This is a genomic window from Pseudomonas sp. S150, from assembly GCF_004526365.1.
Taxonomy (GTDB): Bacteria; Pseudomonadota; Gammaproteobacteria; order Pseudomonadales; family Pseudomonadaceae; genus Aquipseudomonas; species Aquipseudomonas putida_A.
The window spans coordinates 1,399,719-1,420,278 of the sequence record NZ_CP038207.1 but is presented as its reverse complement, the minus strand read 5'-3'; the positions used below and the strand labels follow the sequence as shown (position 1 = coordinate 1,420,278).

General features: G+C 59.0%; 19 protein-coding genes and 1 other RNA gene. 11 read left to right on the top strand and 9 right to left on the bottom strand.

Annotation, left to right across the window (positions count from 1 at the left end; translation table 11 throughout):
- Positions 1-23 precede the first annotated feature (23 nt).
- On the bottom strand, positions 24-1,940 hold the full coding sequence (gene dnaK / locus E3Z29_RS06450) for a molecular chaperone DnaK (protein WP_003221521.1): 1,917 nt from the start codon (positions 1,938-1,940) through the stop codon (positions 24-26).
- 102 nt (positions 1,941-2,042) lie between these two features.
- On the bottom strand, positions 2,043-2,609 hold the full coding sequence (gene grpE, locus E3Z29_RS06445; RefSeq protein ID WP_007961425.1) for a nucleotide exchange factor GrpE: 567 nt from the start codon (positions 2,607-2,609) through the stop codon (positions 2,043-2,045).
- A gap of 240 nt (positions 2,610-2,849) precedes the next feature.
- Here grpE and recN point away from each other — a divergent pair, with 240 nt between their 5' ends.
- Complete coding sequence (gene recN / locus E3Z29_RS06440) at positions 2,850-4,523, top strand: DNA repair protein RecN (protein WP_098967145.1); 1,674 nt, start codon at positions 2,850-2,852, stop codon at positions 4,521-4,523.
- 75 nt (positions 4,524-4,598) lie between these two features.
- Here the strand turns inward: recN and fur are convergent, their stop codons facing one another.
- Positions 4,599-5,003, bottom strand: a complete 405-nt coding sequence (gene fur, locus E3Z29_RS06435; protein ID WP_003221515.1) for a ferric iron uptake transcriptional regulator — start codon at positions 5,001-5,003, stop codon at positions 4,599-4,601.
- Between the two features lie 97 nt (positions 5,004-5,100).
- Between fur and E3Z29_RS06430 the strand changes: the two genes are divergently transcribed.
- A complete protein-coding gene (locus E3Z29_RS06430) occupies positions 5,101-5,628 on the top strand; it encodes an outer membrane protein assembly factor BamE (RefSeq protein ID WP_027610774.1) in 528 nt (175 codons plus the stop codon).
- Between the two features lie 61 nt (positions 5,629-5,689).
- Here E3Z29_RS06430 and E3Z29_RS06425 read toward each other — a convergent pair whose 3' ends face one another.
- The 3 genes from E3Z29_RS06425 to E3Z29_RS06415 are packed head-to-tail and all read right to left on the bottom strand — an operon-like array spanning position 5,690 to position 7,842.
- Entirely contained in the window at positions 5,690-6,004 is a 315-nt protein-coding gene (locus tag E3Z29_RS06425) for an RnfH family protein (protein ID WP_134785408.1), read from the bottom strand.
- Positions 5,997-6,431 (bottom strand): type II toxin-antitoxin system RatA family toxin, encoded by a 435-nt coding sequence (locus E3Z29_RS06420; RefSeq protein WP_003221509.1) that lies wholly within the window; start codon positions 6,429-6,431, stop codon positions 5,997-5,999. Before E3Z29_RS06420 ends, E3Z29_RS06425 begins: the two co-directional genes overlap by 8 nt.
- 7 nt (positions 6,432-6,438) lie before the next feature.
- On the bottom strand, positions 6,439-7,842 hold the full coding sequence (locus E3Z29_RS06415; protein ID WP_007961408.1) for a sodium-dependent transporter: 1,404 nt from the start codon (positions 7,840-7,842) through the stop codon (positions 6,439-6,441).
- Between the two features lie 119 nt (positions 7,843-7,961).
- Here E3Z29_RS06415 and smpB point away from each other — a divergent pair, with 119 nt between their 5' ends.
- Complete coding sequence (gene smpB, locus E3Z29_RS06410; RefSeq protein WP_003221505.1) at positions 7,962-8,444, top strand: SsrA-binding protein SmpB; 483 nt, start codon at positions 7,962-7,964, stop codon at positions 8,442-8,444.
- A 102-nt stretch (positions 8,445-8,546) separates the two neighbouring features.
- Here smpB and E3Z29_RS06405 read toward each other — a convergent pair whose 3' ends face one another.
- Positions 8,547-9,314 (bottom strand): GntR family transcriptional regulator, encoded by a 768-nt coding sequence (locus tag E3Z29_RS06405; RefSeq protein ID WP_027610772.1) that lies wholly within the window; start codon positions 9,312-9,314, stop codon positions 8,547-8,549.
- A 261-nt stretch (positions 9,315-9,575) separates the two neighbouring features.
- Here E3Z29_RS06405 and E3Z29_RS06400 point away from each other — a divergent pair, with 261 nt between their 5' ends.
- The 8 genes from E3Z29_RS06400 to ssrA all read left to right on the top strand — a co-directional run bounded on the left by E3Z29_RS06400 (position 9,576) and on the right by ssrA (position 18,559).
- Positions 9,576-11,270 carry a lactate permease LctP family transporter gene (locus tag E3Z29_RS06400; protein WP_134785407.1) on the top strand — a complete coding sequence of 565 codons (1,695 nt, stop codon included), beginning with the start codon at positions 9,576-9,578 and terminating at the stop codon, positions 11,268-11,270.
- A gap of 161 nt (positions 11,271-11,431) precedes the next feature.
- Positions 11,432-12,256 carry a (Fe-S)-binding protein gene (locus tag E3Z29_RS06395; RefSeq protein WP_134785406.1) on the top strand — a complete coding sequence of 275 codons (825 nt, stop codon included), beginning with the start codon at positions 11,432-11,434 and terminating at the stop codon, positions 12,254-12,256.
- Complete coding sequence (locus tag E3Z29_RS06390; protein WP_134785405.1) at positions 12,253-13,707, top strand: LutB/LldF family L-lactate oxidation iron-sulfur protein; 1,455 nt, start codon at positions 12,253-12,255, stop codon at positions 13,705-13,707. The genes E3Z29_RS06395 and E3Z29_RS06390 overlap by 4 nt, the downstream gene beginning before the upstream one ends.
- Positions 13,707-14,378 carry a lactate utilization protein C gene (locus E3Z29_RS06385; RefSeq protein ID WP_134785404.1) on the top strand — a complete coding sequence of 224 codons (672 nt, stop codon included), beginning with the start codon at positions 13,707-13,709 and terminating at the stop codon, positions 14,376-14,378. Before E3Z29_RS06390 ends, E3Z29_RS06385 begins: the two co-directional genes overlap by 1 nt.
- Entirely contained in the window at positions 14,375-17,185 is a 2,811-nt protein-coding gene (locus E3Z29_RS06380; RefSeq protein ID WP_134785403.1) for an FAD-binding and (Fe-S)-binding domain-containing protein, read from the top strand. The genes E3Z29_RS06385 and E3Z29_RS06380 overlap by 4 nt, the downstream gene beginning before the upstream one ends.
- A 133-nt stretch (positions 17,186-17,318) precedes the next feature.
- Entirely contained in the window at positions 17,319-17,600 is a 282-nt protein-coding gene (locus tag E3Z29_RS06375) for a hypothetical protein (protein WP_027610766.1), read from the top strand.
- 197 nt (positions 17,601-17,797) lie between these two features.
- Positions 17,798-18,073 (top strand): hypothetical protein, encoded by a 276-nt coding sequence (locus E3Z29_RS06370; RefSeq protein WP_027610765.1) that lies wholly within the window; start codon positions 17,798-17,800, stop codon positions 18,071-18,073.
- 96 nt (positions 18,074-18,169) lie between these two features.
- Positions 18,170-18,559: a transfer-messenger RNA gene (ssrA, locus tag E3Z29_RS06365) on the top strand.
- Positions 18,560-18,736: 177 nt separating this feature from the next.
- On the opposite strand, the gene E3Z29_RS06360 is transcribed toward ssrA, so the two are convergent.
- The gene (locus E3Z29_RS06360; protein ID WP_256662072.1) at positions 18,737-19,429 is read right to left on the bottom strand and encodes a hypothetical protein; all 693 of its coding nucleotides are present in this window, start codon (positions 19,427-19,429) and stop codon (positions 18,737-18,739) included.
- A gap of 18 nt (positions 19,430-19,447) precedes the next feature.
- The gene (locus E3Z29_RS06355) at positions 19,448-20,488 is read right to left on the bottom strand and encodes a DMT family transporter (protein WP_134785402.1); all 1,041 of its coding nucleotides are present in this window, start codon (positions 20,486-20,488) and stop codon (positions 19,448-19,450) included.
- Positions 20,489-20,560: the final 72 nt, after the last annotated feature.

Below are 20,560 nucleotides of genomic sequence, written 5' to 3'. Positions count from 1 at the left end.
CAGTCAACCGGCCGACCAACAACTTACTTGTGGTCTTTGACTTCTTCGAACTCGGCATCGACAACATCGTCAGCCTTTTCAGCTTTCTCGTCGTGCGGTGCCGCGCCTTCAGCAGGCTGAGCCTGTTCGGCGTACATCTTCTGAGCAACCGGAGCCGAGACTTTCGACAGCTCTTCGATCTTCGCTTCGATGGCAGCCTTGTCGTCGCCTTTCACAGCGGCTTCCAGTGCAACCACAGCGGCTTCGATCGCGGTCTTCTCTTCAGCGCTGACCTTGTCGCCCGCTTCGGTAACCATTTTGCGAGTCGAGTGAACCAGTGCATCACCCTTGTTACGGGATTCAGCCAGTTCAGCGAACTTGCGGTCTTCCTCGGCGTTCAGCTCGGCATCGCGAACCATCTTCTGAATTTCTTCATCCGACAGACCGGAGTTGGCCTTGATGGTGATCTTCTGCTCTTTACCGGTCGCCTTGTCTTTCGCACCAACGTGCAGAATGCCGTTAGCGTCGATGTCGAAGGTCACTTCGATCTGCGGCACGCCACGTGGAGCTGGTGGAATGTCGGCCAGGTCGAACTTGCCCAGGGACTTGTTCTGTGCGGCTTGCTTACGCTCACCTTGCAGAACGTGAATGGTCACGGCGCCCTGGTTGTCGTCGGCAGTCGAGAAGACTTGCGATTTCTTGGTAGGAATCGTGGTGTTTTTCTCGATCAGCGCGGTCATCACGCCACCCATGGTTTCGATACCCAGGGTCAGCGGGCTGACGTCGAGCAGCAGAACGTCTTTCACGTCACCGGCCAGAACGGCGCCCTGGATCGCAGCACCCATGGCAACCGCTTCGTCCGGGTTCACGTCTTTACGTGCTTCTTTACCGAAGAAATCGGTCACCAGCTTCTGCACCAGCGGCATACGGGTCTGACCGCCGACCAGAATCACGTCGTTGATCGCGCCAACGTCGATACCGGCGTCTTTCATGGCGATGCGGCAAGGTTCGATGGTGCGCTGAACCAGGTCTTCAACCAGAGCTTCGAGCTTGGCACGCGAAATCTTCACGTTCAGGTGCTTAGGACCGGTGGCGTCTGCAGTGATGTATGGCAGGTTGACGTCGGTCGACTGCGCGGACGACAGCTCGATCTTGGCTTTCTCAGCGGCTTCTTTCAGGCGCTGCATGGCCAGCGGGTCACCTTTGAGGTTCATGCCGCTTTCTTTCTTGAATTCGTCAACGAGGTAGTCGATCAGACGAATGTCGAAGTCTTCACCGCCGAGGAAAGTATCACCGTTGGTGGCCAACACTTCGAACTGGTGCTCGCCGTCAACTTCAGCGATCTCGATCACGGAAACGTCGAAAGTACCGCCACCCAGGTCGTAAACGATCACGGTGTGATCGCCCTTGGCCTTGTCCATACCGTAAGCCAGAGCAGCTGCGGTTGGTTCGTTGATGATACGTTTAACGTCCAGACCGGCGATGCGGCCGGCGTCTTTGGTCGCCTGACGCTGGCTGTCGTTGAAGTAGGCCGGAACGGTGATCACCGCTTCGGTCACAGGCTCGCCGAGGTAGTCTTCGGCGGTCTTCTTCATCTTCTTCAGAATTTCAGCCGAGATTTGTGGCGGCGCCATTTTCTGGCCGTTCACTTCAACCCAGGCGTCGCCGTTGTCAGCCTTGGCGATTTTGTACGGGACCATCTTGATGTCTTTCTGTACGACTTCTTCGTCGAACTTGCGACCGATCAGACGCTTCACCGCGTACAGGGTGTTGTGCGGGTTGGTCACTGCCTGACGCTTGGCCGACTGACCAACGAGGATTTCACCATCGTTGGCGTAAGCGATGATCGACGGCGTGGTACGCGCGCCTTCGGCGTTTTCGATAACTTTGGCTACGCCGTTTTCCAGCACGGAGACGCAGGAGTTGGTAGTCCCCAGGTCGATACCGATAATTTTGCCCATGTTCACTCTCCCGAAACTTTGGATTTTGTTGCCGCAGCAGTGGTGGCTAACTGCGGTAATACTTAAACGCTTGACTTCTAAATGGGGGCCTTGCGGCTAATTTCAAGCCTTCTCGTCAATCGAAGGCGAAATTGGCGCCGGCGCCTTGCTGACCACAACCATGGCCGGACGCAACAGGCGGCCATTGAGCTGGTAGCCCTTCTGGAACACCTTCAGAACGCTGTTCGGTTCGACGTCGGCGCTTTCCTGCATGGCCATCGCCTGATGGTGAACGGCATTGAACGGTTCGCCATGCGGATCGATCGCTTCAAGCTGATAACGCTTGAGGGTGTCGTGGAACATCTTCAGGGTCAGCTCGATGCCTTCGCGCATCGGACGGATGCTTTCGTCGTCCGGGCTCGACAGCTCGAGGCCGCGCTCCAGGCTGTCGACGATCGGCAGCAGGTCACCGGCGAATTTTTCCAGCGCAAACTTGTGCGCCTTCTCGACATCCTGCTCGGCACGACGGCGGACGTTCTGCAGATCGGCAGCTACGCGCAGCGACTGATCCTGCGCGGCGGCCAACTGCTCTTCGAGCACTTGTACACGGGTCGCCAGGTCGTCACCCGAAGTTTCGGGCGCCTGATTGGCTTCTGGATTTTGCGTATCTACTGTCTGTTCGTCAGCCATAGAATTCTCCTTTCAATTACGTCCGCGAGCTGTACTCGCGCTTCTGCCCCGATATATGGGGCCGCAAAATCAGGCTTCAAGGGCCTGCAATGATTAACCCTACAAAAAAGTGCTGCATTGTCATTCCCGCTCGGACTAAGCATTTGATCGGATCAAGCAAATCGAGCTAAGCGAGGGCATTGTCAGCCTGAAACAAAACACTGTATAAATAACCAGACCTAAAGCCTGGGAGCGGCCTTTATGCTGGTGCACCTGTCCGTACATAACTACGCCATCGTTGAACATCTCGATCTCGAACTCGATCGCGGGATGAGCGTGATCACAGGGGAAACCGGCGCCGGCAAGTCGATCATGCTCGACGCCCTGGGCCTGACCCTGGGCGATCGCGCCGACAGCGGCGTGGTTCGCCCAGGCGCCGACAAGGCCGACATTCTGGCCACCTTCGATCTGGTCGACATTCCCGAAGCCCATGCCTGGCTGGCCGAACGCGATCTCGAAAACGACGGCCCATGCATCCTGCGTCGGGTGATCACCGCTGAAGGCCGTTCGCGTGGCTATATCAATGGCACGCCCTGCCCGCTCGGCGATCTCAAGGCTCTCGGCGAACTGCTGATCGATATCCACAGCCAGCACGAACACCAGTCCCTGCTGAAAATCGATACCCATCGCCGCCTGCTCGATGAATACGCCGGTGCCACCGATCTGGCCCGCCAGGTTCAACTGGCTGCGCAGCGCTGGCGCCAGACTCGCCAGGAGCTGGAGCGCCTCTCCAACTCCGGCGACGAACAACGCGCGCGCCACCAACTACTCAGCTACCAGCTCGAAGAACTGGAAAACCTCGGCCTCGGCGAAAACGAGCTGGAACAGCTGGAGCAGGAACACAAAAACCTGACCAATGCCGAAACCCTGCTCGGCATTTGCCGACAGGTGGTCGAGCAGTGCAGCGAAAGCGATTCCGGCAACGTACTGAACGCACTGACCGCCAGCCTCAATCGCCTGTCGAGCGTGAACAACTCGGTTGGCGCACTGGGCGAAGCCAGCAGCCTGCTGACCAGCGCGCAGATCCAGGTCGAAGAAGCCGTGGGCGAACTCAATCGCTTCCTCGACAACTTCGATGCCGATCCGGCGCGCCTGCAGTATCTGGAAGAACGCCTCGACGCAATTTACACCCTGGCCCGCAAGCACCGGATCCAGCCAACCGAAGTCGCCGAGATGCAGCAGAAGTTGCTGGATGAGATCGAAACCCTTAACGCCAACGACGAATCCATCGAGCGCCTGGGTGAAGAACTGGCGTCCTACGCACGCCATTATCAAGAGAAGGCCCGCGAGCTGAGCGACTTGCGTCATCAGGCCGCCGGCAGCCTTGCCAGCGCCGTGGAGCAGGAAATCCAGCGCTTGGGCATGCCGGGCGGGCGCTTCACCATTGAATTGCGCGCCAATAGCAGCGACGAACTGCTGCCCAATGGTCTGGAACAGGTTGAACTGCTGGTCAGCGCCAACCCCGGCCAGCCACTGAAGGCGCTGGCCAAAGTGGCCTCCGGCGGCGAGCTGTCGCGGATCAGTCTGGCGATTCAGGTGATTACCGCGCAGACCTCAAGAGTGCCGACCCTGGTATTCGACGAAGTGGACGTGGGTATCGGCGGGCCGACCGCCGAAATCGTCGGCCAGTTGTTGCGACGTCTTGGCGATCGCGGGCAGGTACTGACCGTGACGCACTTGCCGCAAGTGGCAGCGCAGGGTCATCAGCATTTGTTCGTGCACAAGGTACGGGGCGAACAGGCGACTCACACCGCCGTGTCCAAGCTGAGCAAGAACGACCGTATAGAAGAAGTGGCGCGGATGCTGGGCGGCATCGACCTGACCAAAGAGTCTTTGGCTCACGCAAAAAAAATGGTGGTTACCGCAAAAGTTTAAGCACAGCAGAAAGCACGAAGGCGACCCTTGGGTCGCCTTCGTTCGTTTCGCGAACCTGAAATTCGCGCGACATGCTTACTTTTTCTTGCGTACGTACAGCACCAGATTGTGATCTACCAGATCAACACCGTGCTCCTCGGCAATTGCCTTCTGGAGCTTTTCGATTTCCGGACTGACGAATTCGACGACTTCACCGGTTTCCACGTTGACCATGTGGTCGTGGTGGCCACCGTCGGCCAATTCGAATACCGCGTGGCCACCGTCGAAGTTGTGACGGACCACGAGGCCAGCGGCTTCGAACTGGGTCAGAACACGGTAAACCGTGGCCAGACCGACGTCCTCGCCCGCTTCCATCAACGCCTTGTAGACGTCTTCGGCACTCATGTGACGCTGCTCGGTAGAGTCGAGCATTTGCAGGATCTTGACCCGTGGCAGGGTCACTTTGAGGCCGGCTTTGCGTAGTTCGCTATTTTCAACCATGGTCAGCTTTCTCGCGATGCTGCTTCGCAGCTTCTCTTAATGCGGGTATGATCGGCGTTTACGTTGTCCCAGCCAAGATAGTGGAAGTCGCCCACCGATGCAAAACACCAAGCTCTTGCTAACCAGTTTCACCTTTGTGGGACTGCTCGCACTCGCCGGTTGTTCATTCCCCGGGGTTTACAAAATCGACATCCAGCAGGGCAATGTCGTCACGCAGGACATGATAGACCAGTTACGCCCGGGAATGACCCGTCGGCAAGTACGGTTTATCATGGGTAACCCTCTGCTGACCGACACGTTCCATGCCGATCGCTGGGATTATCTGTACAGCCTGCAACCTGGTGGCGGTGAACGCCAACAGGAACGCGTGAGTGTTAACTTCAACTCCAACGACCAGCTTGTCAGCCTGTCCGGTGACTTCATGCCGGGCGTGAGCCGTGACGAAGCCATTCTCGGCAAGGACAGTGGCACCAGCGTGACCGCCCCTGCTGAAAACGCCGAGAAGCCGAAGCCGGAACAACCAGCCAAACCGGGCTCCTTGCTGGATTCGATCCAGAAGGACGTGGACGGTGTTGAAACCGTTCCGGTTCCGACGCCTGAACCGCTGGACACCTCGCCGCAGTAATGTGCGAGGCAATAAAAAACCCGGAATTTCCGGGTTTTTTATTGCCTGCGATTTGCTCGTCCTACTGATTTCGCGCCTTGGCTTCGGCAGCCTTGGCCGCCCGCAAGCGCCGAACCTCTTTCGGATCTGCCAATAGCGGCCGGTAGATCTCGATGCGATCCCCCGCCTGAATCAGGCGAACCTGCGGATCCGCGATCACTTTGCCGAAGATACCCAACGGGCACTCGCTCAAGTCCAGCTTCGGAAATTCATCGCCAATACCTGACTTGAGCACCGTCTCACGCACTGTCGTCCCTTCAGGAACGCTCAAAGTGCGCAAGATCTGACGATCCACGGCGGCATACACCACCTCAATCTCGATCACCGGCTCAACCATGCATCTGCTTGGCGCGCTGGCAGAACGCATCCACCAACGTATTCGCCGCCTGATTGAACAGCGGGCCGAGCGTCGCGCGCACCAGCGGGCCGGCGTAGTCGAAAGACAGGTCAAGACTGATCTTGCAGGCCTTCTCGTTCAACGCTTTGAAGACCCAGACGCCATGCAGTTGGTTGAACGGGCCTTCTTCCAGGTTCATCTCGATCGATTGCCCCGGCACCAGCGTATTGCGCGTGACGAAGTGCTGACTCAGACCGCCCTTGGCCACGCCAACGCTGGCACGCATGTGCTCGGGCGAACTCTCCAGCACCTCGGCGGACGAGCACCATGGCAAGAATTCCGGGTAACGCGCGACGTCGTTGACCAGGTCGTAGAGGAATTGCGCCGGGTATGGCAGCAACGCCGAACGTTGAATATGTGTCGTCATGTAAGCGTTACTTCCAGAGCTGAGCGGCAAACACTACAAGAATGCCGATAGGCGCCACGTAGCGCATCAAGAACAAGGACAGGGCAAACAGCGCCGGGTTACGAATCGACAACTCGTCACGCACCGCCTCACGCCCCATCACCCAACCGGCAAACAGCACGAAGCACAAGCCACCGAGCGGCAACATGATCCGCGAGGTGAAGAAATCGATCACGCCGAAGAAGTCCAGACCGCCTGCCGCCCCCCATTGGTAGAGATGAAACAGCCCGCCATCGTTCACGAAAAATTTGGCTTCCTTCCAGATATTGAAGGAGAAAACCGTACCCAGACCGACGAACCAGCAAATAAATGCCAGCCAGAAAGTCACCCAGCCACGGCTGATTTTCGTGCGTTCAACCAAATAGGCAACCATCGGTTCGAGCAGGGAAATCGCCGAGCTCCAGGCGGCAATTGCCACCAGGACAAAGAACACCACGCCCATCAACTGGCCGAAAACCACGTTACCGAAGGCAAATGGCAGACTGACGAACATCAGGCCCGGACCTTCGCTAGGGTTCAAACCGCCAGCAAACACAATCGGAAACAATGCCAGACCGGCCACCAGCGACACGAAGGTGTCGAGCAGTGCCACACCGACCACCGTGCCGGACAACGAGGCTTCCTTGGTCATGTAAGCGCCGTAGATCATGATCGAGCCGACGCCCACGCTCAGGGAAAAGAACGCATGGCCCATGGCGGGCAGCAAGCCGTCGAGGACTTTTTCCGGGTGGAAATCGAACATGAAATGCACGCCTTCCATGAAATGCCCGGTGGTCATGCTGTAACCCAGCAACACCAGCACCATCACGAACAGCAGCGGCATCATGATCCGCAGACTGCGCTCAAGCCCGGCAACCACGCCTTTGGCGATCACCACGGCCGACAACAGCATGAAAACTGTATGCCAAAGTGTCAGGCGCCAGGGATCGGAGATGACATTGCCGAAATAAGCGCCGACCTGCTCCGCCGTGGCGCCCTGGAAGTCGCCGCGCCCCATGTCGATGATGTAATCCAGCGACCAGCCGCCAACCACACTATAGAAAGACAGGATCAGCAACGCCGTGATCATCCCGGCAAATGCGCCCCACGACCACTTGCCCGAATGCCCGGCTTCCAGCGCCAGCACCTTCAGGGCGTTCGCCGGACTTTGCCGTGCGCGGCGGCCGATCAGGGTTTCAGCCAGCATGACCGGGATCCCGATCAGGGCGATGCAGGCCAGAAACATCAGCACGAAGGCGCCGCCGCCGTAGACCCCGACCATGTAGGGGAATTTCCAGATGCTGCCCAGTCCCACGGCCGAACCGGTCGCGGCGAATATGAAAACCCAGCGGCTAGCCCAACTGCCGTGGACAGAAACCTTGTCTGTCGACATTGAATATCACGCCCAAGCGTTAGAAAAAGAGGCCGCATTGTCCGGGATTCACTCAACGTGCTCAAGCACGCAGCATCACCGTAGCCGAGGACCGTTTATCTCCATATAATGCCGCCCCTATGGCTAAACAGAAGAAACACCCAACAGGGACCATCGCGCAGAACAAAAAGGCGCGACACGATTACTTCATCGAACATCGTTTCGAGGCTGGTCTGGTCCTGGCCGGCTGGGAAGTAAAAAGTCTGCGGGCAAGCAAGCTGCAACTGGTCGACAGTTACGTGCTGCTCAAGGATGGCGAAGCCTGGCTCCTCGGCAGTCACATCACGCCGTTGATGACCGCCAGCACCCACGTCATCGCCGATCCGACCCGCACCCGCAAACTGCTGCTCAACAAGCGCGAGCTGGAAAAACTCGCCGCTGCCGTGCAACAGAAAGGCTACGCCTGCGTGTGCCTGTCCTTCTACTGGAGCAAGCACATGGTCAAGTGCGAGATCGCTCTGGGCAAGGGCAAGAAGGAATACGACAAGCGTGACACCGAGCGCGAACGCGACGCCGGTCGTGAATTGCAGCGCGCCGTGCGCAACAAGGGCAAGGAAGAATAATTTTCCTGCTTTAAAAGATCGCAGCCTGCGGCAGCTCCTACACAGGAATGAGAATTTCCCTGTAAGAGCTGCCGAAGGCTGCGATCTTTTTGCCTCTAAAAGCTACATTCCCTTGCGCCGCTCCGCCCGAGCCATGCGCTGAACTTCCTGCCGCACCTCCTCCAGCACCTCCTGCACATACAGAATGTGCCGACTGGAAACCTCCCGCGCCTGCTCCGCACGCCCCTCGATAATCGCCAGATACAGCTCCCGGTGCTGAGAGATCAGCATGTCGCGGGTTTCCGTGCGCTGCTTGTACATGCCGCCAATGTTGGTCACCACGTTGCGCTTGAGCAGATCGAACAGCCCGCGAATGGTGTGCAGCAGCACTGCGTTGTGGCTGGCTTCGGCGATCGCCAGATGAAACTTGGCATCCGCCGCGCCCTCTTCCGCCCGGCTCACTTCGTCATGCCGCGTATAGCAATCCTGCAACTCATTGAACGCTGCAGTCAGACGCTCACGATCCACATCCGTGGCGCGCAATGCTGCGTAATAGGCGCACGATGCCTCCAGAGTGTGCCGAAACTCCAGCAAGTCGCGCTGCGCCTCGGGATTGCTCTCCAGCAGCAATAGCAGAGGATCACTGAAGGTCGAGCCGAGCGTTTCCACCACATAATTGCCGCCGCCCTGGCGACTGACCAGCAAGCCCTTGGCCGCCAGTTTCTGAATCGCTTCGCGCAACGACGGACGCGACACGCCGAACTGCTCGGCCAAGGCGCGCTCGGCCGGAAGCCGCTCACCGGACTTCAGCGTGCCTTCGAGGATCATCCCCTCGAGGCGCTCGACAATATCGTCAGACAAACGGCGCTGACGAATCTGATCAAACCCCATAACTCATTTCTCCACGATCCCGACCGCTCGCCGGGCTCTCTATTCTGGCCTATCGGCGCCCCGCCGACACCTGTCAGCGCACATTCGCCCGACCGGATCAGATGCCCTCTGCACCGCTTATTCGACAAAAGTTTCAGGGCGACAAATTGACACACCGACATCAAGGCTTTTACCCTAGCCAACAGCGATTGTAAATTGGTATTACCAATTAACCAAGAACGCTGACAGTGCCTGACCAACAACAATTAGGGGCCACCCCATATGCAAACCTGGCAACAGCTCTATACCCCGCTCGGCAGTCTCGGCGTCTCCGCACTCGCGGCCGTCATCCCCATCGTTTTCTTCTTTCTGGCTCTGGCGGTGTTCCGCCTCAAGGGTCACGTGGCCGGCAGCATCACGCTGGCCCTGTCGATTGCCGTGGCGATTTTCGCCTTCCACATGCCGGTCGACATGGCCTTCGCCGCGGCCGGATACGGCTTTGCCTACGGTCTGTGGCCGATTGCCTGGATCATTGTCGCGGCGGTGTTCCTCTACAAACTGACAGTCAAGAGTGGCCAGTTCGAGGTCATTCGCAGTTCGGTGCTGTCGATCACCGACGACCAGCGTCTGCAGGTGCTGCTGATCGGTTTCTCCTTCGGTGCATTTCTTGAAGGTGCCGCCGGCTTCGGCGCGCCAGTGGCGATTACCGCTGCGCTGCTGGTCGGTCTCGGGTTCAACCCGCTGTACGCCGCCGGCCTGTGCCTGATTGCCAACACCGCGCCAGTGGCGTTTGGCGCACTGGGCATTCCAATCATTGTTGCCGGGCAAGTGACCGGCATCGACGCGTTCAAGATCGGCGCCATGACCGGCCGCCAACTGCCACTGCTGTCGCTGTTCGTGCCGTTCTGGTTGGTGTTCATGATGGACGGCCTGCGTGGCGTGCGTGAAACCTGGCCGGCAGCACTGGTCGCAGGCCTGAGTTTCGCAGTGACCCAGTACTTCACTTCGAACTTCATCGGCCCGGAGCTGCCGGACATCACCTCGGCCCTAGCCAGCCTGATTTCCCTGACTCTGTTCCTTAAAGTCTGGCAGCCAAAACGCACCGCCGGTGCACAGATCGCCGGCGCCACCTCGAGCGCAGCGATTACCGCCAGCGTCGGCGGTTTCGGCCAGAAGCGCACCACCGTGGCTTCGCCTTACAGTCTTGGGGAAATTTTCAAGGCGTGGTCGCCGTTCCTGATCCTCACCGTGCTGGTGACCATCTGGACCCTCAAACCCTTCAAAGCCATGTTCGCCGCCGGCGGATCGATGTACGCCTGGGTATTCAACTTCGCCATCCCGCACCTTGATCAACTGGTGATCAAGACCGCGCCGATCGTCGCCACCCCGACCGCGATTCCGGCGGTGTTCAAGCTCGACCCGATCTCGGCGACCGGCACCGCGATTTTCTTCTCGGCGCTGATCTCGATGCTGGTGCTGAAGATCAATTTCAAAACTGGTCTGACCACTTTGAAAGAGACCTTCTACGAACTGCGCTGGCCAATCCTGTCGATCGGCATGGTGCTGGCCTTCGCCTTCGTCACCAACTACTCGGGCATGTCTTCGACCATGGCTCTGGTATTGGCCGCGACCGGCGCAGCCTTCCCGTTCTTCTCACCGTTCCTCGGCTGGCTCGGTGTGTTCCTGACCGGCTCCGATACTTCGTCGAACGCCCTGTTCAGTTCGCTGCAAGCGACCACCGCGCACCAGATCGGCGTCAATGACACCCTGCTGGTAGCCGCCAATACCAGCGGCGGCGTGACCGGCAAAATGATCTCGCCACAATCGATCGCCGTGGCCTGCGCCGCGACTGGCCTGGTGGGCAAGGAATCGGATCTGTTCCGCTTCACCCTCAAGCACAGCCTATTCTTTGCGACGATTGTCGGCCTGATTACCCTGGCCCAGGCCTACTGGTTCACCGGCATGCTGGTGCACTAAAGCTGGAAGAAGCCTACAAGCAACACGGAAATAACCGACGCCGGCTGGTGATTCCGGCGTCAGCAATTCACAACCCGGTCTGTAAGGCTGCTGAAAGCAATGCTGTCTATATTCAGCAGCCGCCACAGACGGATAACCGGGCCCACCCGGAGACACGCCTGATGAGCGAGCTTTTTTACAACGCTGTGCCCAACGCCACCCGCGTTGCACCGCCACTGCCCGAACCTCGGCAATACCCCAGCGAGAAACCGTCGCGGGTGTACCTGTTCGGGACCTGCGTGGTCGACCTGTTCTACCCCGAAGCCGGGATGGACGCGATCCACTTGCTGGAGCGCGAAGGCATCCGCGTCGAGTACCCGCAGGGGCAGAGCTGCTGCGGGCAACCGGCCTACACCTCGGGTTACACCGAGCAGGCGCGGACGGTCGCGCGCTCGCAACTGGCGCTGTTTGCCGGGGATTATCCGGTGGTGGTGCCATCGGGTTCCTGCGCGGGCATGCTGCGCGAGCATTACGCCGACTTGTTCAAGGACGAGCCGGAAACGTTGAAACAGGTGCAGGCCCTCGCGGCCCGCACCTATGAGCTGGCCGAGTTCCTGCTGTTCGTTTGCAAGGTGCAGCTCAAGGACAGCGGCGAACCGGTCAAAGTCGCGCTGCACACCTCGTGTTCGGCACGCCGCGAGATGAACACCCACCTGCACGGCCGCGAGTTGTTGGCGCAGTTGAGCAATGTGGAACGGGTCAACCATGACCATGAAAGCGAATGCTGTGGCTTCGGTGGGACATTCAGCGTCCGTATGCCAGACATTTCCGGCGCGATGGTGGCTGACAAGACCCGAGCGTTGAAGGAATCCGGCGCGCATCAGGTCTTGAGTGCCGACTGCGGCTGCTTGATGAACATCAACGGCGCATTGGAGAAACAAAAGGAAGCGCTGCGCGGGCAACATCTCGCCAGCTTTCTGTGGCAACGAACCGGAGGTGCGAAATGAGCACCTCCGCGATTATTCCTACGGTTGCCGTAGAAGAAGATTTCCGCACCCGGGCGCACAACGCTTTGGGCGATCAGCAGCTACGGAACAACTTCCGCACTGCGATGGATTCACTGATGACCAAGCGGGCAGCGGCTTTCAGCGATGCCCACGAAAGAGAACATTTGCGCGCCCTGGGCAACTCGATCAGGGCGCGTGCGCTCTCCAAGTTGCCCGACTTGCTCGAGCAACTGGAACAGAACCTGACCCGCAACGGTGTGACAGTGCACTGGGCGGAAACGGTGGACGAAGCCAATGGCATCGTCCTTTCGATCATCCGCGCTCACGAGGCGCGGCAAGTGATCAAGGGCAAATCGATGGTCAGCGAAGAGATGGAGATGAACCATTTCCTCGAGGCTCAAGGTGTTGAATGCCTGGAGTCCGACATGGGGGAATACATCGTCCAGCTCGACCACGAGAAGCCTTCACACATCATTATGCCGGCGATCCACAAGAATGCCGGTCAGGTCGCGTCCTTGTTCCACGACAAACTTGGCGTGGAGTACACCAAGGACGTTGACCAACTCATTCAGATCGGTCGCAGGGTCCTGCGGCAGAAATTCTTCGAAGCGGACATCGGCGTTTCCGGCGTCAACTTCGCCGTGGCCGAGACCGGCACCCTGCTGCTGGTGGAAAACGAAGGCAACGGGCGCATGACCACCACCGTGCCGCCCGTGCACATCGCCGTCACCGGCATCGAAAAGGTTGTGGAAAACCTGCGCGACGTGGTGCCGCTGCTATCACTGCTGACCCGCTCGGCGCTGGGCATTCCGATCACCACTTACGTCAACATGATCTCCGGCCCGCGCAAGGAACATGAACTCGACGGCCCACAGGAAGTGCACCTGGTCCTGCTCGACAACGGTCGCAGCCAGGCCTTTGCCGACAGCGAGCTGCGCCAGACCCTGAACTGCATCCGCTGCGGCGCCTGCATGAACCATTGCCCGGTCTACACCCGCGTCGGTGGTCACACCTATGGCGAGGTTTACCCGGGACCGATCGGCAAAATCATCACCCCGCACATGGTCGGTCTGGCGAAAGTACCGGATCATCCGAGCGCTTCGTCGCTGTGCGGCGCCTGCGGCGAAGTGTGCCCGGTGAAAATTCCTATCCCGGCGATCCTGCGGCGCCTGCGCGAAGAAAACGTCAAAGCCCCGGACAGTCCGCATCAAGTGATGCGCGGTCAGGGCAGCAAATATTCGCGCAAGGAACGCTTCATCTGGAACGCCTGGGCGAAACTCAACAGCTCGCCGACGCTGTATCGGTTGTTCGGGTTCTTCGCCACGCGTCTGCGCGCCCTGACCCCGAGCCATGTCGGCCCATGGACGCAAAACCACAGCGCACCCAAACCCGCCGCCCGCTCACTGCATGACATGGCCCGCGAGCATCTGGCCAAACAGGGAGACCGCTGATGAGCGCCAAGCAAAATATCCTCGCCAAGCTGCGGAAAAGTCTGACCGGCGCCACACCGATTGCCGACGACTTCGACGTCGATCTGGTGACGCAGCCTTACACCTACAGCGCCGAGCAACGTATCCCGCAACTGCGCAAACTGATGGAAGCGGTGCACACCGAGATATATCTGACTACCGGCGCAGACTGGCCGGCGCTGCTCGCGCAATTGCTGCGTGACCGTCAGTTGCCAAGCCTGTTGATCGCACCGACTACACCTCACGGGCAGCGCATCTCACAACACTGGGCGAACAATCCTGATCTGCCGACGCTGAAGTCCTACAACCGGCCGATGGAAGAATGGAAAGCCGAGCTGTTCAACAACACCCCGGCCAGCCTCACCGGCACCCTCGGCGCCATCGCCGCGACCGGTAGCCTGATCCTTTGGCCAACCCGTGAAGAACCGCGACTGATGAGTCTGGTGCCGCCGGTGCATTTCGCCCTGCTCAAGGCCAGCGAAATCCGCGACAACTTCTATCAAGTGCAACAGGAATTCGAGTGGGCCCAAGGCATGCCGACCAACGCGCTGCTGGTGTCCGGCCCGTCGAAAACCGCCGACATCGAACAAGTGCTGGCCTACGGCGCTCACGGCCCGAAAGACCTTGTGGTGCTGATCCTGGAGGACCAATGACGCTTCCGGTGAATTTCCTGCGCGATGCGCAGCAACTGATTCCAGCGGATCGCCGCTTCGACGATCCGCTGTCGACCTTGGCTTTCGGCACCGACGCCAGTTTTTATCGGCTGATTCCCAAACTGGTGATCCGCGTCGAGTCCGAGGACGAAGTGGTGGCGCTGTTGAAACTGGCCCAGCGCGATCAGGTCCCGGTGACCTTCCGCGCCGCTGGCACCAGTTTGTCCGGGCAGGCGATCAGCGATTCGGTGTTGATCGTGCTGGGGGATAACTGGAACGCTCGCGAGATTCGCGGCCAAGGCATGCAGATTCGCCTGCAACCCGGGGTGATCGGCGCGCAGGCCAACGCGTGGCTGGCACCGTTCGGGCGCAAGATCGGCCCGGATCCGGCATCGATCAACGCCTGCAAAATCGGCGGCATCGTCGCCAACAACGCCAGCGGCATGTGCTGCGGCACCGCGCAAAACACCTATCACACCTTGGCCGGGATTCGTCTGGTTCTTGCCGACGGCACGCGTCTCGATACCGAAGACGCCGCCAGTGTCGCCGCGTTTCGCGCCAGCCACGGCGATCTGCTGGAGCACCTGGCGACATTGGGCCGTGAGACCCGCGCCAATGCCGAACTGGCCGCGAGAATCCGCCACAAATACCGTCTGAAAAATACCACCGGCCTGTCACTCAATGCCCTGGTGGATTTCGACGAGCCTGTGGATATCTTGAGCCACCTGCTGGTCGGCTCCGAAGGCACGCTCGGCTTCATCAGTGCGGTGACCTACGACACGGTGATCGACCACCCGAACAAGGCCTCGGCGCTGATTGTGTTCCCGGATGTGGAAACCTGCTGCAACGCGGTCACCGTGCTGAAAAGCCAACCGGTGTCGGCGGTGGAACTCCTCGATCGACGCAGTCTGCGTTCGGTGCAGGACAAACCGGGCATGCCGGATTTCGTACAACACCTGTCGAACAATGCCTGCGCGCTGCTGATCGAATCCCGGGCCGCCTCTTCCACTTTGCTGCAGGAACAGCTGGCGCAGATCATGGCTTCGCTGACCCGTTTCCCGGTGGAAAAACAGGTCGACTTCACCGAAGACCCGGCCGAAAACGCCAAGCTCTGGGCGATCCGCAAGGACACCTTCCCCGCCGTCGGCGCGGTGCGTAAAACCGGCACCACGGTGATCATCGAAGACGTGACCTTCCCGGTCGAGCAACTGGCCATCGGCGTCAATCGCCTGATCGCGCTGTTCGATAAACATGCCTACGACGAAGCGATCCTTTTCGGACACGCATTGGAAGGCAATCTGCACTTCGTCTTCACCCAAGGCTTCAACAGTCCGGAAGAAGTCGCACGCTATCAGGCGTTCATGGACGACGTGGCACAACTGGTGGCGGTGGAGTTCGGCGGTTCGCTGAAGGCCGAACACGGCACCGGGCGCAACATGGCACCGTTCGTTGAGCTGGAGTGGGGCAGCGATGCCTATCAGTTGATGTGGCAGCTTAAACGTCTGCTCGACCCCAACGGCATCCTCAACCCCGACGTGGTGCTCAGCGAAGATCCGCAGATCCACCTCAAACACCTGAAGCCGCTGCCGGCGGCTGACGAGATTGTCGATAAATGCATCGAGTGCGGCTTCTGCGAACCGGTCTGCCCGTCGAAAGGTCTGACCCTCAGCCCGCGCCAGCGCATCGTGATCTGGCGTGACATTCAAGCGAAGAAACGCGCCGGCGTTGACACCACCGAGCTGGAACAAGCCTACGAGTACCAAGGCATTGAAACCTGCGCCGCGACAGGCTTGTGCGCGCAGCGTTGCCCCGTAGGCATCAATACCGGCGATCTGGTGAAAAAGCTCCGCGCCCGTAACGCCACGCATCAGAAAACCGCTGACTGGATCGAAGGAAATTTCGCCAAGACCCTGCAAGGCGCACGCTTCACCCTGCACGTGGCCAACGGCGCACGGATGCTGCTCGGCGCACCGCGCCTGGCGAAGCTGTCGGCAACCCTGACACGCTTGTCCAAAGGCCAGGTGCCGCTGTGGACCAGCGCGATGCCGCAACCGGAAAAAGCCATTCGCTTCAGCCCGAGCGTGTCCGGCGAACGCCCACGCGTTGTGTATCTGGCCGCCTGTGTTTCACGGGTGATGGGCCCGGCAGCGGGCGACAAGGAGCAGATGTCGCTGTACGACAAGACCCGTGGCCTGCTGGAAAAAGCCGGTTACCAAGTGGTATTCCCGGACAATCAGGACAACCTCTGCTGCGGTCAGCCGTTTGCTTCCAAAGGCTACGCCGAACAGGCCGAGCACAAGCGTCAGGAGTTGATCAGCGCGCTGCTGCACGCCAGTCGCGGTGGACTCGATCCGATCTATTGCGACACCAGCCCGTGCACCTTGCGCCTGGTGCAGGACGTGGGAAATGTTCGCCTGGATCTGTATGACCCGGTGCGCTTCATCCGTACGCATCTTCTCGATCGACTGGAGTTCACCCCGCAAGAAGCACCGATTGCAGTTCATGTGACCTGCAGCACCCAGCATCTGGGCGAAAGCCAGGCGCTGATCGAACTGGCACGCAAATGCAGCAAAACCGTGGTGATTCCGGAAGGTATTCATTGTTGCGGGTTTGCCGGTGACAAGGGTTTCACCACGCCGGAGCTGAACAGCCACTCGCTGCGCACACTCAAGGACGCGGTGCAACATTGCAACGAGGGGATTTCCACCAGCCGCACCTGTGAGATCGGCCTGACGCAGCACGGCGGCATCGACTATCACGGACTGGTCTATCTGGTGGATCGGGTCACTCGAGCGAAGGCCTGCTAAAAGAAAGTTAGAACCCTTGAGCGAGGCGGTAGTCCACAGAACAAGCCCCCGAACACGCGGGGCTTTTCCTCCTTTCGCTGGCCTGCTCTGACGGTCAGCGAGAGTCTGGATTCCTCAGTGCAAGGAGATACTCATGAAGCATTCTGTACTGTTTGGTCTGTTCGTTACTGCCTCGATGATGGCTTCTACTTCGTTCGCCGATGGCAAACCTGCCGACTTGTGCGAGGCGAATCTGCAAAAGATCGAAAGCGCCAAGACGCAATATCAGACGTCGCCGGATCTGAATTCGCGCGTCTCGGCAAGCGTCAGTAAAGCCCAGGCCCTCAAGGCTCAGGGCAGGATTGACGACTGCCTGGCGGAAACCCAGCAAACCCTTCTGGTAATCCAGAACTCGACGGGGGATACCAAGAAATGAACCTCGGGACGACCAGTCTTCAGGTGGCGTGATGCAGCGCGGTTCGGGTTGACGGGCCACGATGTAAAAAAAACCGAATTCCTGCGTGCGGCCGCGGTCGATTGAACAGGCCCACTACCAAACACGGCCTGTTACGACCTCGGCATCGCCGCCAGACCGTCCGGCAGCACCGAGACCAACCGTTCAAGGAGATACCCATGAAGCATTCTGCAATTGCTGGATTGTTCATCGCTGGTGCCCTGCTGACGTCGCCGGTGTTTGCGGCAGACAAAGACCTTTGTGCCGGGAATCTTCAAACCATCAAAGACTTCGTTACCAGTCAGCCGTCAATTCCCGAGACGTCCATGAACAACGTCAAGGAAGCGCAGAAAAAAGCTGAAGACGCGCAGGCGGCCGGCAATGACAAGGATTGCGTTGAGGTCACCTCTTCCTTGATAACCAAAATGCAAATCCGCAATCCAACGCGCAATTGATATGCCACGAGGCCAACCTTCGGGTTGGCCTCGCCGGCCGTTTGGCGTACACTGCGCAGGCTTGTTGCCTCACCTGATGTACGAGGCAATGAGTTCGGGGCCGATTAGGATTCGACGCCGGTGACGAAACTTTAGGTGCATGCCGACTTGGTAACAGAAGTCGTAAATCCACTGTTGCAACTTCTTATAGTTGCCAATGACGACCAATACGGTGCTGCTCTCGCTGCTTAATTGCAGCTGACATGCACTCCTGGTGCCTTCGGGCCCAGCAATCATCAGGGGATGTCTGTAAACCCGAAATGATTGTCATATAGAACAGAATCGCCGTGCAGTACGTTGTGGACGAAGCGGCTAAAACTTACACAACTCGCCCAAAGCACCCTGCCCGTCGGGTCGCTGAGGGTTAACTTAATAGACACGGCTACGCATGTAGTACCGACAGCGGAGCACTGGCGGACGGGGGTTCAAATCCCCCCGGCTCCACCAACTCTCGACGACAAAGCCCGCCTTGTGCGGGCTTTGTCGCATTTGCACATCAGCCAAACCGGGCACACAAACCCACAGCCTGCAGGCGATCAAACTCGATAACCCTGGCAATGCTCTGCCTACTCACAAAAAAGGACGACACGATGTCGTCCTTTTTCGTACCCGCATTCATCAAAATCAATGAACCGCGCTGAGCAGATCCGGGCGGCTGGATTTGAGCATTGCCTCATTGACCTTGCCTTGAATCGAGCAGGTAAACATCCCCTTGCTGCCAGTCGTCAGCTCTTGCGGAGCAGGCTCGATCAGGAACACGCGCTCGGCACTGTCGACAACCAGCTTGCCCGCCGTTGCGGATGGGTCTTCCGGCTGCCAGTTGGATTTGTCGTGGGACCAGATTTCCGCGCGTGCGTAGAGTCCCTGCGACATGTCCATACGCGGCCCACCCGCTTTTTCCAACTGGGTGTGGAGTTCATTCGGCGTCTGTTTGGCGTAGAACCCCCAACTGATGATGCGAGTGCCCATCAGGTCTGTATCTTCGGCGTAGAAGCCGGTCAACGACATGCCGTCAATTTCGACCGGCTTGGCGAACATCCAGCGCTGCCCCATATCGCTCTTGGTGCCGCCGGACAATTTGATCTGGCCATTTTCGACAGTGCTCGGCACCAGATCCTTGAACAAAGGTGATTGCACGACTGCCAGGGAGTGATCGTCACAAGCGGCAAACGACGCCACCGGCGAAGGTGCAGCGGCAACGCTGAAAGCAGAAAAAAGGGCCGCAATGGGCAACAGCAGGAAAATTGGTTTCATGGAATGACTCGAATGAAAGACTGAAGAAATCGACAGAGACGATATCACAATGACATCAATCAACAGACTTCAGAGTTTCAATCAATGCCCATGCCGATGATGCACATCCGGAAAATGCGCATGACTGTGCCGCATCGGCGTGTGCACATGCGGATGGCTATGCGGCTCCACCCCATCCCACTCAAACCCATGCGTATGTTGATGATGCTCATCGTGTGTATGCCGATGATCATGCTCAAGCGGTTCGTGCTGATGCTCATGAACATGGTTTTCCATCAGATGAATCCATACCCCCACGGCCATTAACGCCGCTGCGAGCAGAAACATCAGCGATATCGACTCGCCGAGCAGCAGAATCGAGATGCCTGCGCCGAGAAACGGTGCGGTGGAAAAGTAGGCGCCGGTGCGTGCGCTGCCGAGGCCGCGCAGGGCGAGGACGAACATTACCAGGCTGACGCCGTAGCCGAGAAAGCCGACCAGCATGATCGGCACCAGCGAGGTGGCGGCGGGTAGTTGGGTGCCGATGAACAGGGCCAGTGTGCAGTTGACCAGCCCCGCCACCAGGCCTTTGCTGCCGGCGATGAACAGTGCGTCCGAGGCCGAGACTTTACGGGTCAGGTTGTTGTCGATGGCCCAGCAAAAGCAGGCGAAGGCCACGGCCAACGGGCCGGTCCACTCTTGCGCCGAGACGGTCTCTTGCGGCCAGGACAGCACGACACCGCCGGCGACGATGGCGAGCATGCCGATCACGATTCGTCGGTCGGCATTTTCCTTGAACACCACCCACGCCAGCAGCGCCGTGAGCACTGATTCGAGGTTGAGCATCAGTGACGCGCTCGCGCCGGACGTTCGGGTCAGACCGAACATCAGCGCCACCGGCGCCAGCACTCCGCCGAAGCCGATGGCGCCGAGCAGCCATGGCCATTCACCGGTGCCGAGCCCGGAGGGCTTCCAGCCACGATCGCGGACAAAACGCAGGGCGGTCAAGCCCAGACCGCTACCGAGATAGAGCAACCCGGCCAGCAGAATCGGCGAAACCTGTACCCCCAACAGTTTGGCGAGAGGCGTACTGGCGCCAAACAGCGCCGCCGCAATCAATGCGTGGAGAACGCTCACATTCATGCTGGGATCACTCGCTGGGGCCGATGGAATACCGGCGCCCATCATCGCAAAACTCAGGTGAGAATTATGTGA